The organism is Thermus caldilimi, from assembly GCF_004684245.1.
In the GTDB taxonomy this organism is placed as follows: Bacteria; Deinococcota; Deinococci; order Deinococcales; family Thermaceae; genus Thermus; species Thermus caldilimi.
In genome coordinates, this window is record NZ_CP038452.1 from 795,005 (window position 1) to 808,200 (window position 13,196).

Genomic DNA, 13,196 nt, shown 5'->3' on the forward strand with positions numbered 1-13,196 from the left:
CCCCGGTACCTTAACCCCATGTACCTGGTCTGGCACCGGGCCGACCTGCGGCTTGCCGACCACCCGGCCCTCCTCGAGGCCCTGCGCTCGGGACCCCTGGTGGGGCTGGTGGTCCTGGACCCCAACAACCTGGCCGCCGCCTCCCCCAGGCGCCGGGCCTGGTTCCTGGAGAACGTGCGGGCCCTCCGGGAGGCCTACCGGGAGCGGGGCGGGGCCCTCTGGGTGCGCCAGGGTTTCCCCTGGGAGGAAGTCCCCCAGGCGGCGAGGGCGCTTGGAGCCAAGGCCGTCTACGCCCTGAAGAGCTACACCCCTTACGGCCGCTACCGGGACCAGAGGGTGCGGGAAGCCCTGCCCATTCCCCTCCACCTCCTCCCCGCCCCCCACCTCGTCCCCCCGGACCTCCCCCGGGCCTACCGGGTCTACACCCCCTTCAGCCGGAACTTTCAGGGTGTAGACCCCCCTCTCCCCGCCCCGGAGGCCCTGCCCCCAGGGCCGGAGGAGGGGGAAATCCCCAAAGAAGACCCCGGCATCCCCCTGCCCGAGCCGGGAGAAGGGGCGGCTTGGGCAAAGCTCCTGGGATTCCTCAAGGCCAAACTCCCCCGCTACCCCCTGGAGCGGGACCGGCTGGACGGGGAAGGGGGCTCGCGGCTTTCCCCCTACTTCACCCTAGGGGTCCTCTCCCCCCGGCAGGCGGCCTGGGAAGCCCTTAGGCGGGAAGGCGAGGGGGCCAGGAAATGGGTTAGCGAACTCCTCTGGCGCGACTTTTCCTACCACCTCCTCTACCACTTCCCCTGGATGCGGGAACAGGCGCTGGACCAGCGTTTCGAGGCCCTCCCCTGGCAGGAGGACGAGGAACTCTTCCTGGCCTGGTACCTGGGCAAGACCGGGGTGCCCCTGGTGGACGCGGCCATGCGGGAGCTGCACGCCACGGGCTTCCTCTCCAACCGGGCGCGAATGGCGGTGGCCCAGTTTGCGGTGAAGTACCTCCTCCTCCCCTGGCAAAAGGCGGAAGCCTGCTTCAAAGACCTTCTCCTGGACGGGGACACCCCGCAAAACCTCCAGGGCTGGCAGTGGGCGGGGGGCCTGGGGGTGGACGCCGCCCCCTACTTCCGGGTGTTCAACCTGGTGGAGCAGGGGCGGCGGCACGACCCCGAGGGAAGCTGGCTCCGGCGCTGGGCCCCCGAGTACCCCTCGTACGAACCCCAAGATCCCGTGGTGGACCTCCCTCAAGCCCGCAAGCGCTACCTGGAGCTGGCCCAGAGGCTAACCCGAGGGTAGGCGGGGCCACACCTTTTGGAAATCCGGGTAGAGTAGGCTCAGGCCATGTTCCAGGTGCGCGATCCCCAGAAGGCCCTTCGTGCCATCGCCTTTGTGCGCTACGGTATGGCCGCCCTCTTCCTCCTCCTGGCCCTTCTCCAGCCGGAAAAGCTCCTTTTCCTGGGCCTCGCCTTCCTGGCCCTGGCGATGGCCCGCACGGGCTACTGCCCCCTCCTCCGCCGCTAAGATGGCCCCATGACCGCCACCTTGGACCTCAAAAAGGCCCTGCCCGACCTGAGGCGGCTCCGGGAAGACCCCCTCTCCGCCCTCCTGGACTGGGGCCGGACGCACCCCCGGCTGCGCCTGCCCCTGCCGGGCATGCCCCTCCACCTGGTCTTCGACCCCCAAGGGGTGGAAAAGGTACTCCACGCCACCGACCACAAGGCCACCTTCCAGTACCGGGAACTTTCCCGCCTTACCGGGCGGGGCCTCCTCACCGACTGGGGGGAAGCCTACCAAAGGGCCCGCAAGGCCCTCAAAGACCCCTTCTTCCCTCGGAGCGTGGCGGGCTACCGGGGGGCGCTGGAGGAGGAGGCGGAGGCCTTCTTTGCCTCGTGGCGCCCCGGGGAGCGGCGGGAGCTGGACCACGCCATGCTGGCCCTTTCCCTGCGCTTCCTGGGCCGGGCCCTTTGGGGGAAACCCCTCCCCGAGCGGATCGCCGAGTTGGCCCTCGCCGCCCTGGAGCGGGTCGTGGAGCGGATGCAAAACCCCTTCTCCCGGCTGGACCTCCTGGCGGAGTGGCGCTTCCATCAGCAGAGAAGGGCCCTGGAGGAGGCGGCCCTTCCCCTCCTTTCCGAGCCCCCCCTCTCCGCCCTTCCCCGGGAAAGGGCCTTAGCCGAGGCCAAGACCCTCCTGGTGGCGGGGCACGAGACCACGGCCAGCGCCCTCACCTGGAGCCTCTACCTCCTCTCCCACAGGCCGGACTGGCAGGAGAAGGTAGCGGAAAGCGAGGCCCAGGCCCTGGCCGCCTTCCAGGAGGCCCTGAGGCTTTACCCCCCCGCCTGGATCCTCACCCGCAAGGCGGAGGCCCCCCTAGACCTGGGGAACGAGGAGGTCCCCCCAGGGACCACGGTGGTCCTCTCCCCCTACGTGACCCACCGCCTGGCCTTCCCCGAGGGGGAGGCCTTCCGACCCGAGCGCTTCCTGGAAAAACGGGGCACCCCTTCCGGGCGCTACTTCCCCTTCGGCCTGGGGAGGCGGCTCTGCCTAGGGCGGGACTTCGCCCTCTTAGAAGGCCCCGTGGCCCTCATGGCCTTCTTCCGCCGCTTCCGGCTCTCCCCCTTGCCCACGCCTAAGGTTCACGCCGGAGTGACCTTACGGCCCGAGGGAGGGCTTTGGGCCACCCTGGAGGCCGCATGACCTACCTGGAGTTCCACCTCGTCTTTCTCCTTCCCCCCTTGGCCCTGCTCCTCCTCTGGGCCCGGCCCAGGCCCTCGAGGCTATGGGCCTACCTCCTCATGCCCCTCATCGCCCTCCTCTACACCACCCCTTGGGACAACTACCTGGTCTGGCAGGGGATTTGGGGCTACCCCGAGGGGCGGGTGCTCTTCCGCATCGGCTACGTGCCCTTTGAGGAGTACCTCTTCTTCCTCCTCCAGCCCCTCCTCACCGGCGCCCTCCTCTTCCGCCTGGCGGGTGAGCCCCCACGCCCAGGCCCGGGCCTGGCCCGGGTGGTGGGGGGTGGGCTCTGGCTCCTCCTCACCGCCTTGGGGGTGATGCTCTTGGCGCTGGGGGGACCCTACCTCTACCTGGGCCTCATCCTGGCCTACTTCGCCCCTGTCTTCGTGTTGCAGTGGGCCTTTGGGGGGACCTCCTCTTCGCCTGGCGCAAGCCCCTTCTCCTCGGGGTCCTCCTGCCCACCCTCTACCTGTGGCTCGCGGACTTCTGGGCCATTACCCGGGAGGGGATCTGGTGGATCTCCAAGGCCCACACCCTGGGGGTGAAGGCCTGGGGGCTTCCCCTGGAGGAGATGACCTTCTTCCTCTTCACCAACCTGGCCGTGGTGCAGGGCCTCCTCCTGGCCTGGCACCCCGAGGCCCTGAAGCGGCTGCGATGACCCTGGACCCCAGGCGCCCCTTCGCCCGCTTCCTCCGGTTTTTGGTGGAGGCCATGCTCCTCGGAAGCCTCAAAGGGGGCCTGCGGGGGGTGTACCTCAGGGGGGAGGTGCCGGAAGGCCCCCTGGTCTTGGCCATGAACCACCACAGCTTCTACGATGGGCACCTGGTCTGGTTTCTGGCCCGGCGGGCCCGGAGACCCGCAAGCCTCTTGGTGGCGGAGGAAAACCTCAAGGCCTTCCCCGTTCTGGCCCTGGCGGGGGCCCTCGAGGCGGGGCGGGTGCGGGAGGCCTTAAGGCACCTGCAGCGGGGGGAGTGGGTGGCCGTCTTCCCCGAGGGGGAGATGCGCTACCCCGGCCCCCTGGGCCCCTTGCGCCCCGGGGCGGCCTGGCTCTCCGCCAGGGCCAAGGTGCCCCTCCTCCCCGTGGCCTGCCGGGTGGTCCTGCGGGGCTTCGAGCACCCCGAGGCCTTCCTCTGGGTGGGGGAACCCCTTCCCCCGGGGGGCGACCCCGCCGAGGCCCTAGGGGGACTCCTGGCCAGCCTGGACGCCCTCCTGGCCAGGACCCACCCCCGGGAGGTACCCGAGGGCTTCCGGGAGGCCTTGCGAGGGCGGCGGAGCCTGGAGGAGCGGGTGAGGCTCCTCGTGGAGGCCATGCGGCGGCTATGACTCCGTTTCCCGAGTTTGACTTTTTCTTTGGGGTCTTTCTCTTCCTCCTCCTCCGCCTCCTCGCCCTCCTCTACAACCTCCTGCGCCTTCCCCGCCTGGCCCCTAAGCCCACGCCCGCAAGACCCACCGCCTCCCTCCTGGTCCCCGCCCGGAACGAGGCGGGAAACCTGAGGCGCACCCTCCCCACCCTCCTTGGGCAGGGGGCCATGGAGGTCCTGGTCCTGGACGACGGCTCGGAGGACGGCACAGGGGAGGTGGCCCGGGCCCTGGGGGCGGGGCACCCCGGCTTCCGCCTCCTGAAGGGCAAGCCCCTGCCCCCGGGCTGGACGGGCAAGAACTGGGCCTGCTGGCAGCTGGCCCAGGAGGCCCGGGGAGAGGTCTTGGTCTTCACCGACGCCGACGCGCGCTGGGAGGAAGGGGCCCTGGGGGGGCTCTTGGAGGGGCTAAAGGGTGCGGACCTCCTCTCCGCCCTGCCCCGCCAGGAGGCCAGGGGGACCTTTGCAGGGGCCCTGGTCCCCTTCGTGATGGGGGGGCTTTTCTCCTTCCTGCCCCACCCCCTATTGGAAGCCCTCCGGGTGGCCAACGGCCAGGTGCTGGCCTTCCGCCGGGAGGCCTACTTCGCCCAAGGGGGGCACCGGGCGGTGCGGGGGGAGGTGCTCGAGGACGTGGCCCTGGCCAGGCGGGCGCCCCGGTTCCGCCTGGCCCTGGGAGTGGCCCTCTTTTCCGTGGAGATGTACCGGGGCTACCGGGAGGCGGTAGAGGGCTTCGGCAAAAACTTCCTGGAGATCCACCTCAAAAACCCCGCGGTCCTCCTGGGAAGCGCCTTCTACCACCTCGCCCTCTACACCCTTCCCTGGGCCTTGGGCCGCTGGGAGCTGGGGCTTTTGGGCCTTCTGGAGAGGCTTGCCCTCCAGGCCGCCCTGGGAGGCCCCCTCTGGCCCGCCTTCCTCTCCCCCATCGCCCCCCTCCTGCTCCTCCCCGTCTACCTCCGGGCCCTCCTCCCGGGCAAGCGGTGGAAAGGGCGGGCGCTCTGAACCCCACGCGGGCTCCGCTCGTGTGGGGGCCCCGGTGAGGAGCACTGTGGGCGGGGCCTAACTTCTCCGGAAAGGGCCCCTGGTAAACTGCCCTCCATGCGAGCCATCGTCATCGGAAGCGGCGTGGGCGGCCTTTCCGCCGCCATACGCCTGGCGGCCATGGGCCTCGAGGTCCTGGTCCTGGAGAAGCTGGACGGCCCCGGGGGCCGGGCCAGGGTGCACCAGGCCGAGGGCTTCACCTTCGACATGGGGCCCACGGTGATCACCGTGCCCCAGTTCCTGGAAGACCTCTTCGCCACCCGCCCGGGGGAGCCCCGGCTCTACCCCGACTTTTCCCGGGAGGAAGGCCTCCGGCACACCCCCCAGTACGTGGAGATCGTCCCCTTAGACCCCTTCTACCGCATCCACTTCCCGGACGGCACCCACTTCGACTACAACAACGACCGGGAACACCTCCTTTCCGAGATCCGCCGCCTGGCCCCGGAGGACCTCGAGGGCTACCTCCGCTTCGAGAAGGACGCCCGGGCCATCTTCCAGCGGGGCTTCCTCGAGCTTGGCTTCACCCACTTCGGGAGCTTTTGGGACCTCCTCCGGGTGGCCCCGGACCTCCTCAGGCTGGACGCGGTGCGGCCCCTGTTCTCCTTCGTGAAGAAGTACTTCCAGAACCCCAAGATGCGCCGGGTCTTCTCCTTTGAAAGCCTCCTCATCGGGGGGAACCCCCTATCCGTCCCCGCCATCTACGCCATGATCCACTTCGTGGAGCGGAACTGGGGGGTGCACTTCGCCATGGGAGGAACGGGAGCCCTGGTGCGGGGGCTGGTGCGGAAGCTGGAGGAGCTGGGGGGCAGGATCCGCTACCGCGCCCCCGTGCGCCGCATCCTCACCTGGAAGGGCCGGGTGGTGGGGGTAGTGCTGGAAAGCGGGGAGCGGCTGGACGCCGACCTGGTGGTCTCCAACGCGGACTACGTGCACACCTACGGGGAGCTCCTGGCCCCGGAGGACCGCCTTTGGCACGGGGACTGGCGGCTTGGGCGCACCCGGCTTTCCATGAGCCTCTTCGTGGCCTACTTCGGCTTCCGCGCCCAGGGGGACGAGGGGGAAAAGCTCCGCCACCACAACGTCCTCCTCTCCGAGCGCTACGAGGGGCTTCTGAAGGACATCTTCGTCCGCAAGGTCCTCCCCGAGGACTTCGCCCACTACCTCCACCTCCCCACCCTCACCGACCCCTCCCTGGCCCCCCGGGGCACCACGCCGCCTACACCCTGGTGCCCGTGCCCCACAACGGGAGCGGCCTGGACTGGCGGGAACTCGGCCCCCGGTACCTGGAAAAGGCCCTGGGGTATCTGGACGAGGCGGGCTACCTCCCCGGGCTCAGGGACCGCCTGGCCTACACCCACTTCATCACCCCGGACTACTTCCAGTGGACCCTCAATAGCCACCTGGGGAACGCCTTCGGCCCCGAGCCCGTCCTCTGGCAGACGGCCAGCTTCCGCCCCCACAACCGCTCTGAGGACGTCCGGGGCCTCTACCTGGTGGGCCAGAGCTACCAGCCGGGGGCGGGGCTGCCCAGCGTGATGATGTCCGCCAAGATGACCGCCCGACTCATCGCCCACGACCTGGGGCTGGAGCGGGCCCCCAAGGCCCTCCTGGAGGCCCGGGCTTGAACATCCAGGAGAGGAAGCGCAAGCACCTGGAGGCCTGCCTCCAGGGGGAGGTGGCCTACCAGAGGACCACCACGGGCTTTGAGGCGTACCGCCTCCGCTACCAGGCCCTGGCGGGCCTGGCCCTCGGCGAGGTGGACCTCTCCACCCCCTTCCTGGGCAAGACCCTAAAGGCCCCCTTCCTCATCGGGGCCATGACCGGGGGAGAGGAAAACGGGGAAAGGATCAACCTGGCCCTGGCGGAGGCGGCCGAGGCCCTGGGGGTGGGGATGATGCTGGGCTCGGGGCGCGTGGTCCTGGAACGCCCCGAGGCCCTGCGGAGCTTTAGGGTGCGCAAGGTAGCCCCCAGGGTTCTCCTCATCGCCAACCTGGGCCTGGCCCAGCTCCGGCGCTACGGGCGGGAGGACCTCCTGCGGCTGGTGGAGATGCTGGAGGCGGACGCCCTGGCCCTCCACGTGAACCCCCTGCAGGAGGCGGTGCAGCGGGGGGACACGGACTTCCGGGGGCTTCTGGAGCGCCTGGCAGCGCTCCTTCCCCTCCCCTTCCCCGTCCTGGTGAAGGAGGTGGGGCACGGGCTTTCCCGGGAGGCGGCCTTGGCCCTCAAGGGGCTTCCCCTGGCGGCCTTGGACGTGGCCGGGGCCGGGGGGACCAGCTGGGCCCGGGTGGAGGAGTGGGTGCGCTATGGGGAGGTGCGCCACCCGGAGCTTTGCGAGATCGGCATTCCCACGGCCAGGGCCATAAGGGAGGTGCGGGAAGTCCTCCCCGAGATCCCCCTCATCGCCTCCGGGGGGGTCTACACGGGCACGGAGGCGGTGAAGGCCCTGGCCCTGGGGGCCGACCTGGTGGCGGTGGCCAGACCCCTCCTCAGACCCGCCCTGGAGGGCCCTGAGGCCGTGGCTACTTTTCTTGCCGACTACCTGGGGGAGATGCGCACCGCCCTCTTCGCCATCGGGGCCAAGGGCCCCAAGGAAGCCCGGGGACGCATTGAGCCTAGGAGCTCCTCAAATCCATGAGGGCTTTCGGGTAGGGCTCAAAAAGGGCCTGGGCCTCGAGGTAATCCTCCCCAAAGCGCAAGGCCCAGGAACGGAGGAGGGCCAGGGGAGCCTCCAGGGGCACCCGCTCCTCCCGAAAATCCGCCAGCAGATCCAGGAAATGGGCTTTCTCCTTGGAGGAAAGGGCCTTTTTGAAGTACCCAAAGGCATGGAGCAGGGCATCAGCCATGGCCGGAAGGCGGAAAGGATGTCGGGTGGCCCTAAGGAAACCTTCCTCGTAAGCCCTTCGCACCTCGTGAAAAGGCTTTCCCTTAGCCTCGGCCAAAAGCCTCCCCAGGCTTCGAATCTCGGCTTGGTGGTGGGCGTGGAGCAGGAGCTTATACCGGGCGTGGAAGGCCATAAGGCCCGCCAGGTCCCGCACCTCCCTAAGCCGGGCTAGACCAAAAATACGGAAAAGAAAATGGGTCCGGATTCGGGCACTGGTTAACCGTCCCTCATCCTCCTTGGGCAGGAGGGGAAAGGCCTCCTCCACTTCCCGGGCGAAAAGTCCCGGCCCCCTGGCCACCGCCCCACCCTGGTCCGCATAGGCATATACCTTGGCATCCTTAAGGGCACAGGAAGGGGAGCGGTTCTTGAGGATGAACCCTTCCACCCGGCCCAGGGAAGCGAGGAATCCCCGGCTGAAGGCCCGCATTTTCTGGGTGAGGTCCTCTTTCGTGAGGGGCTGGACCATGTGCACCTCCTCACCCACCCGCACCAACCGCACCGTGGGCCTCGGCACCCCCAGGCCGATCTCCACTTCCGGGCACATGGGGATGAAGTCCACATGCTCCCGCAAGGCAGCCACAATCCGATCTGGTATCAGTTCCCCCGAGTAGCGCACGGCGGCAAAGCCCAAGCAGGCGCTCACCACCACTCTGGGCCTTGGCCAAAGAAGCTCCATGGGCTCATTTTCCCATGGCTTCCCTAGACAAAGCGTAGCCCTCGCCATGGAGAAATCTTCGACCCCTGACCCCCAGGAACCACCCCGTGCCCCCCTTTCACGCCCTACCGTACCCTACCTGACCTTCTTACAGAAAAAGGCTGAGGAAGGAGGCCTAAAAGGAGGCCCCCGCCCCCAGAGGGGGCGGGGATAGGCGAGCGTCAGGACTTAGTCAAACTTGTTCTGTTGCAGGAGGCTAGCCGCCTGCTGCACGAAGGGGAGGGCCCCTGCCACCTTGCGGAGGTTAGCCCGGGTGCCCTTGTACCACGGAATGGTGGTCTTGGGATCGGTGTAGCCGGAGACCAAGGAGTTGGAAGTACCCCGCCAGTGGTACATGACCAGGAAGATCATGCCGGGCTTCACCGCATCCGTCACGTACACCATGAAGGTGCCGTTTCCCTCTTCGTTGTAGACCTCCACCAGGTCCCCCGACTGGAGGCCAAGCCGCTTGGCATCCTGCGGGTTGACCTCCACATAGGGCAAGGGGAGGGCCATTGCCTTTTCCGGCAGGTGACGGTCGTGGTAGGCGGTCTGCCAGATGGTCTGGGCCCGCCCCGTGGTGACCCAGAAGGGATACTGCCGGGCCCTTTCCCCTTCCAGGTACTTGGCCACCTCTGGAGGGTAGCCCTCCCAGTCGTCGGTACCGTACCACTTGAACTTGCCGTCGGTGGTGCCGAACTTGTGGGTATAGCGGCGCACGGTACCCACCAGCTTCCCGGTCTTGGGATCCCGGCGCACAGGTGTTTGTATGCCTTGCTGACCCACCTCTTTGAGGAACTTGTAGGTGACCCCCTTGTAGTTCTCGGGCTCCAGCTTGGCCTCGTCCTCCCCGCTCACCCGGTTGTCGCTAAACTCCTCCGCCCCGGCCAGGAAGACCTCCTCATCGGTGTTCCAGTTCTTGCCGAACTCAAACTTGGCGGCCTCCTGGTGCTTGCCCTCGGCCCGATAGAGTTCAGCGATCCGCAGGCCCACCCACTTGAAGATCTCCCAATCGGGCTTGGCCTCACCGGGGGGATCCATGAACTTCTCGTACAGGCGGAGCAGACGGCTATTGCAATTGATGGAGGTGTCGTTGGCCTCACCCCAGGCGGCCGCGGGCAGGATCAGGTGGGCGTCGCGGGCGGTCTCCGTCATGTAAATGTCCTGGACCACCATGAAAAGGGCATCCGGGTCGGAGTAGAGCACGTCCAGGATTTTCTTCACCCGTTCCTGGATGGTCCCGGGCTCCCCACCAGCACCCAGGGCCTTGGTGAGCTTCTCCGTACGCTCGTGGATGCGCTTGCGGAAGACCTGGGCGTTTGGCGTGGACAAGTAAGGATCAGTGGCGATCACCCAGTAGAACTTGCCCTTGCCGTCCACCAGGAACTTGTCCACGTTGACGGGAGGCCCGCCCCGGTAGATGGAGCCCGGGGTGGGGGCAGGAGGCCGCACGTACCCCTCCTGGTGCCCGCCCTGACGGCCACAGCCCGTGCCGGGGCGGCCGATGTTGTGGGTGAGGACCGCCAGCTGCACGATGGCCGCCACCTGATCGTAGTTCTTCATGTTCCAGATGATGCCCTTCTCGTAGATGGTGAGGGTGCGGCGCTTGAACTTGCCCGCCTTGGGCTTGGCAATCCAGTCCGCAGCCTTCTCGATCTGGGCCCGGGGCACCCCGGTGATCCTTTCCACCTGGGCCATGAACTCGGCATAGGGCACCTGAAGCTTGAGGCTCTTCTGCTTGTACTCCTCGAAAAGCTTCACGTCGGTGCGGGCCTCGAGGTAGGCCATGTCGTAGTAGCCCCGCTCCCAGACCACCCGGGCGATGGCATTGGCCAGGATGTAGTCCGTGCCCAAGTTGGGCTGAAGGAGAAGGACCCGGTCCTTAGCCGCGGTTTCGGCGACGGTATAGGAGGAGGTCTTCCGCGGGTCAATCACGATCAGGTACCCGGGTTCCGCAGGCTCCCCTCGGTCAAAGACCCTCTGCTTTTCCGCCACCGTGTTCCCCTGGATGTTGGGGAGCATGTGCTCGGCGTAGAACACCGTGGCGGTTTCGTACGGGTTAGCCCCCCAGAGAACGATGGTGTCGGCCAGCCGGGCGTCCTCATAGGTGTAGTTGAGCTCGTGCACCCCCCGCTCGCGGCTGCCCCAGACCTCGGAGTTATAGGCGGGCCGGTTGTGAATGGCGATGTGCTTCACGGAAAGCGCGGTAAAGAAGAGCTTGCCCGCCCCGTAGTTGTCCTCAAAGCCCTGGCCTGATCCCCCGTGGTCGTAGCACTTCACGGCGAGGTTGTCGTCGTTGCCATCCCGGTCCCGGATACCCTTGATGACCCCGGCCATGAGGGTGAGGGCGTCCTGCCAGGTGATGGCCTGGAACTGGTCTCCCAACTCAAAACTTGCACCTCCCGAATACCCTGCATGAACACCCCCTTCCCCCCGCAGGCGGAGGCCAAAGACCCAAAGCTCCCAGCTCGGCCATGAGGACCCGCAAGACCACCTCCGGCAGAAGCAGGCGCGCCGCCTCCCGCCCAGCCTCCCGCCAAGAAAGACCTCTCCCGTCTGGAGCTAGCCTCACCCAGTGGGCCAGCAGGTAAGCCAGGAAGGACAACACCAGAAACCGATGCACCCCCAAGGCCGTCCGCTGCCCAAAACGCCCCAGGGAAAACTCGCTCTTTACCGTGCGGAAGAAGTGCTCAATGGTAAACCGCCGCCGCCCCCACACCAGCACAGTCCGTGGCCCCGCGGGAAAGGTGGCCACCACGTACCGCCACTCCCACCCTCCCCCGGGTAAGGGATAGCGGTACCAGCTCACCCACACGGGAAAGGGAAGTCCCCGCAGGTGCACCCGGCTCCCCTGCCGTCTGAGCCCAAAGAGGGGAAGCCCCTCCCGCGTCTTTCGGTCCCGCCGCATCCCCACCACCGCTTCCAGACCCAACCCCCGCACCCCCACAAGAAACCGGGCGGTGCCGAAGGCAGCATCGGCCACCACCCGAAGGTGGAAGGACTTGCGCATCCAGGGGGGCAGGGAGGCCAGAAGACGCAGGGCAAGGAGGGAAAGGGCCTTCTCCCCCTTCCCCCGCCACACCCGGTAGGCCCAGGGGATGCGCAGCTCTCCCAGCACCAGATAGAGCACCACCAGGTGGAGCCCCCACTTGCCGTGGAAAAAGGAGAGGGGCAAGGCGGGGAAGAGGCCCCGCTTCTCCAGGGTGACCAGGTCCAGGACCACCAGGAGCCTGGGCTTGGGCCCCCGCCTGGGCCTGGCCCGGTGGAGGGTTTCCTGGGCCTTCTTGCGAGCCAGGCGGATGAGGGCGCGGGTGGGCCAGGGATAGCGGTTGAGGAAGCGGGAGAGGGCGGAAGGGGACTTGGTCTTGCTGTGCTGGGGCCTGGCCTTGCCGTGGCCGGTGAGAAGGAGGAGAAGAAGCGCTTTGAGGGACTCCCGGAGGTGGGGGGTTGGCAGGAGGGCCAGGAGGGTCCAGAGTAGAGCTTGGGCCGTCTGGTGCATGGCACCCTTCATCCGAAGGGAACCGGGCGGCCCTTTTCAAGTGGTCCCCTGGCGCATGGGTATGCGGGGGGTGGATAAGTGCAAGTTTTGAGCCAAGCGAAGAAGGGGATACTCAAGACGGTCCTGGGTGCCCCGGTCCAGGCTCCAGACCGTGAGGGCGTTGGTGCCGCCCCGGATGGAGTAGTTGCCCCGGTTGATGGGGCTATCCTTGGCGGGAACGATGACCACATTGTACTGGCGGCCGTCCTTGCCCACGGTGACCGCGTGCATGGTCTCCGTGTAGCTCTGACCGGCTAAGGGAGGCTGGGCCCGGGAAAGATCCAGGCCGAAAGCGTTCTGATCAGGCTTCAGACCGCCCTGCTCGCCCACCGGCCAAACGTACACCTTGTAGCCACAACCCACGTTGCAGTACTGGCACACCGTGTTGTGCACCCGAGCGTTCTTGGGAGGAATGGGAAGCTGGTCCCTTCTAGGAATAAGCGCCATACCCTACACCTCCTACACGTTCTTAACCCGGCCCCAGATGAGACCGGCCACGGCCACCGCGTAAATATCACCCTTGCCGTCTATGCGCAAAGGAATCTGGGGAAGCCAGGAGCTGGCCAAGCCCTGGTAGGTCTGCCCGGCCTTGGCGGGGTCGAACATGGAGTAGTGGCACCGGCAGATGAACCTCTCCCCCTCGTATTGGATAGGGCAGCCCATATGGGTGCAAAGGCCCGAGAAGGCCACGATGTCCCGCCCAGGCCCCACGCCTCCAATGGCCGGCTTGCCCAGCTTAACCAGGATGGCCGGGGCGGAGGCATCGGGGTAGTTAAAGGTGATGGGCTGACCCGTTTTCACCTGAGCAACGTTGGCCACCTTCACCGCCGGGTACGTAAGGCTGGGTGCATATCCCCACTGGGCCTTGCCCCCTGCGGCGAAGAGGGCGGCGGCCGCCGCCGTCAGCTTGACAAACCGCCTACGCGACAAGGTTTGCGTCATAGCCACACACCTCCTTGGGTGCAGTTGAAA

General features: G+C 67.3%; 13 protein-coding genes and 1 pseudogene. 9 read left to right on the forward strand and 5 right to left on the reverse strand.

Features of this window, described 5'->3' with window-relative positions; all coding sequences use genetic code 11:
* Positions 1-18 precede the first annotated feature (18 nt).
* The 9 genes and pseudogenes from phr (at position 19) to fni (ending at position 7,746) form a co-directional block, all read left to right on the forward strand.
* Positions 19-1,278 carry a deoxyribodipyrimidine photo-lyase gene (gene phr / locus EBI04_RS03950; RefSeq protein WP_135256139.1) on the forward strand — a complete coding sequence of 420 codons (1,260 nt, stop codon included), beginning with the start codon at positions 19-21 and terminating at the stop codon, positions 1,276-1,278.
* Between the two features lie 45 nt (positions 1,279-1,323).
* The gene (locus tag EBI04_RS03955; protein ID WP_135256141.1) at positions 1,324-1,503 is read left to right on the forward strand and encodes a hypothetical protein; all 180 of its coding nucleotides are present in this window, start codon (positions 1,324-1,326) and stop codon (positions 1,501-1,503) included.
* Positions 1,504-1,512: 9 nt separating this feature from the next.
* A complete protein-coding gene (locus tag EBI04_RS03960; RefSeq protein ID WP_135256143.1) occupies positions 1,513-2,676 on the forward strand; it encodes a cytochrome P450 in 1,164 nt (387 codons plus the stop codon).
* Complete coding sequence (locus EBI04_RS03965) at positions 2,673-3,260, forward strand: lycopene cyclase domain-containing protein (RefSeq protein ID WP_240695369.1); 588 nt, start codon at positions 2,673-2,675, stop codon at positions 3,258-3,260. The genes EBI04_RS03960 and EBI04_RS03965 overlap by 4 nt, the downstream gene beginning before the upstream one ends.
* Positions 3,185-3,373: a lycopene cyclase domain-containing protein gene (locus tag EBI04_RS13435; RefSeq protein ID WP_240695404.1), complete on the forward strand. Its 189-nt coding sequence runs from the start codon at positions 3,185-3,187 to the stop codon at positions 3,371-3,373. Before EBI04_RS03965 ends, EBI04_RS13435 begins: the two co-directional genes overlap by 76 nt.
* On the forward strand, positions 3,370-4,038 hold the full coding sequence (locus tag EBI04_RS03970) for a lysophospholipid acyltransferase family protein (RefSeq protein ID WP_135256145.1): 669 nt from the start codon (positions 3,370-3,372) through the stop codon (positions 4,036-4,038). The genes EBI04_RS13435 and EBI04_RS03970 overlap by 4 nt, the downstream gene beginning before the upstream one ends.
* Positions 4,035-5,072, forward strand: a complete 1,038-nt coding sequence (locus EBI04_RS03975; RefSeq protein ID WP_135256147.1) for a glycosyltransferase family 2 protein — start codon at positions 4,035-4,037, stop codon at positions 5,070-5,072. Before EBI04_RS03970 ends, EBI04_RS03975 begins: the two co-directional genes overlap by 4 nt.
* 96 nt (positions 5,073-5,168) lie before the next feature.
* Positions 5,169-6,736: pseudogene (crtI, locus tag EBI04_RS03980) on the forward strand (phytoene desaturase family protein).
* Positions 6,733-7,746 carry a type 2 isopentenyl-diphosphate Delta-isomerase gene (fni, locus tag EBI04_RS03985; protein ID WP_135256149.1) on the forward strand — a complete coding sequence of 338 codons (1,014 nt, stop codon included), beginning with the start codon at positions 6,733-6,735 and terminating at the stop codon, positions 7,744-7,746. Before crtI ends, fni begins: the two are co-directional and overlap by 4 nt.
* On the opposite strand, the gene EBI04_RS03990 is transcribed toward fni, so the two are convergent.
* From EBI04_RS03990 to EBI04_RS04010, 5 genes are all read right to left on the reverse strand, one after another.
* Positions 7,724-8,668 (reverse strand): YbgA family protein, encoded by a 945-nt coding sequence (locus EBI04_RS03990; protein ID WP_135256151.1) that lies wholly within the window; start codon positions 8,666-8,668, stop codon positions 7,724-7,726. The two genes, fni and EBI04_RS03990, sit on opposite strands and share 23 nt — an antisense overlap.
* Before the next feature lie 207 nt (positions 8,669-8,875).
* Positions 8,876-11,071 (reverse strand): arsenate reductase (azurin) large subunit, encoded by a 2,196-nt coding sequence (locus EBI04_RS03995; RefSeq protein WP_240695370.1) that lies wholly within the window; start codon positions 11,069-11,071, stop codon positions 8,876-8,878.
* A gap of 1 nt (position 11,072) precedes the next feature.
* On the reverse strand, positions 11,073-12,185 hold the full coding sequence (locus EBI04_RS04000; RefSeq protein ID WP_135257862.1) for a transposase: 1,113 nt from the start codon (positions 12,183-12,185) through the stop codon (positions 11,073-11,075).
* 36 nt (positions 12,186-12,221) lie between these two features.
* Positions 12,222-12,671, reverse strand: a complete 450-nt coding sequence (locus EBI04_RS04005; protein WP_240695371.1) for a hypothetical protein — start codon at positions 12,669-12,671, stop codon at positions 12,222-12,224.
* A 12-nt stretch (positions 12,672-12,683) separates the two neighbouring features.
* Complete coding sequence (locus tag EBI04_RS04010) at positions 12,684-13,166, reverse strand: arsenate reductase (azurin) small subunit (protein ID WP_135256153.1); 483 nt, start codon at positions 13,164-13,166, stop codon at positions 12,684-12,686.
* Between the last annotated feature and the right edge of the window lie 30 nt (positions 13,167-13,196).

What these genes read in the sequence shown, in the direction of transcription:
- EBI04_RS03990 (WP_135256151.1), bottom strand. Translation starts at nt 8,668, where the DNA reads ATGGAGCTTCTTTGGCCAAGGCCCAGAGTGGTGGTGAGCGCCTGCTTG.
- phr (WP_135256139.1), top strand. Translation starts at nt 19, where the DNA reads ATGTACCTGGTCTGGCACCGGGCCGACCTGCGGCTTGCCGACCACCCG.
- EBI04_RS04005 (WP_240695371.1), bottom strand. Translation starts at nt 12,671, where the DNA reads ATGGCGCTTATTCCTAGAAGGGACCAGCTTCCCATTCCTCCCAAGAAC.
- EBI04_RS03965 (WP_240695369.1), top strand. Translation starts at nt 2,673, where the DNA reads ATGACCTACCTGGAGTTCCACCTCGTCTTTCTCCTTCCCCCCTTGGCC.
- EBI04_RS03975 (WP_135256147.1), top strand. Translation starts at nt 4,035, where the DNA reads ATGACTCCGTTTCCCGAGTTTGACTTTTTCTTTGGGGTCTTTCTCTTC.
- EBI04_RS04010 (WP_135256153.1), bottom strand. Translation starts at nt 13,166, where the DNA reads ATGACGCAAACCTTGTCGCGTAGGCGGTTTGTCAAGCTGACGGCGGCG.
- EBI04_RS03960 (WP_135256143.1), top strand. Translation starts at nt 1,513, where the DNA reads ATGACCGCCACCTTGGACCTCAAAAAGGCCCTGCCCGACCTGAGGCGG.
- EBI04_RS03955 (WP_135256141.1), top strand. Translation starts at nt 1,324, where the DNA reads ATGTTCCAGGTGCGCGATCCCCAGAAGGCCCTTCGTGCCATCGCCTTT.
- EBI04_RS03970 (WP_135256145.1), top strand. Translation starts at nt 3,370, where the DNA reads ATGACCCTGGACCCCAGGCGCCCCTTCGCCCGCTTCCTCCGGTTTTTG.
- EBI04_RS04000 (WP_135257862.1), bottom strand. Translation starts at nt 12,185, where the DNA reads ATGCACCAGACGGCCCAAGCTCTACTCTGGACCCTCCTGGCCCTCCTG.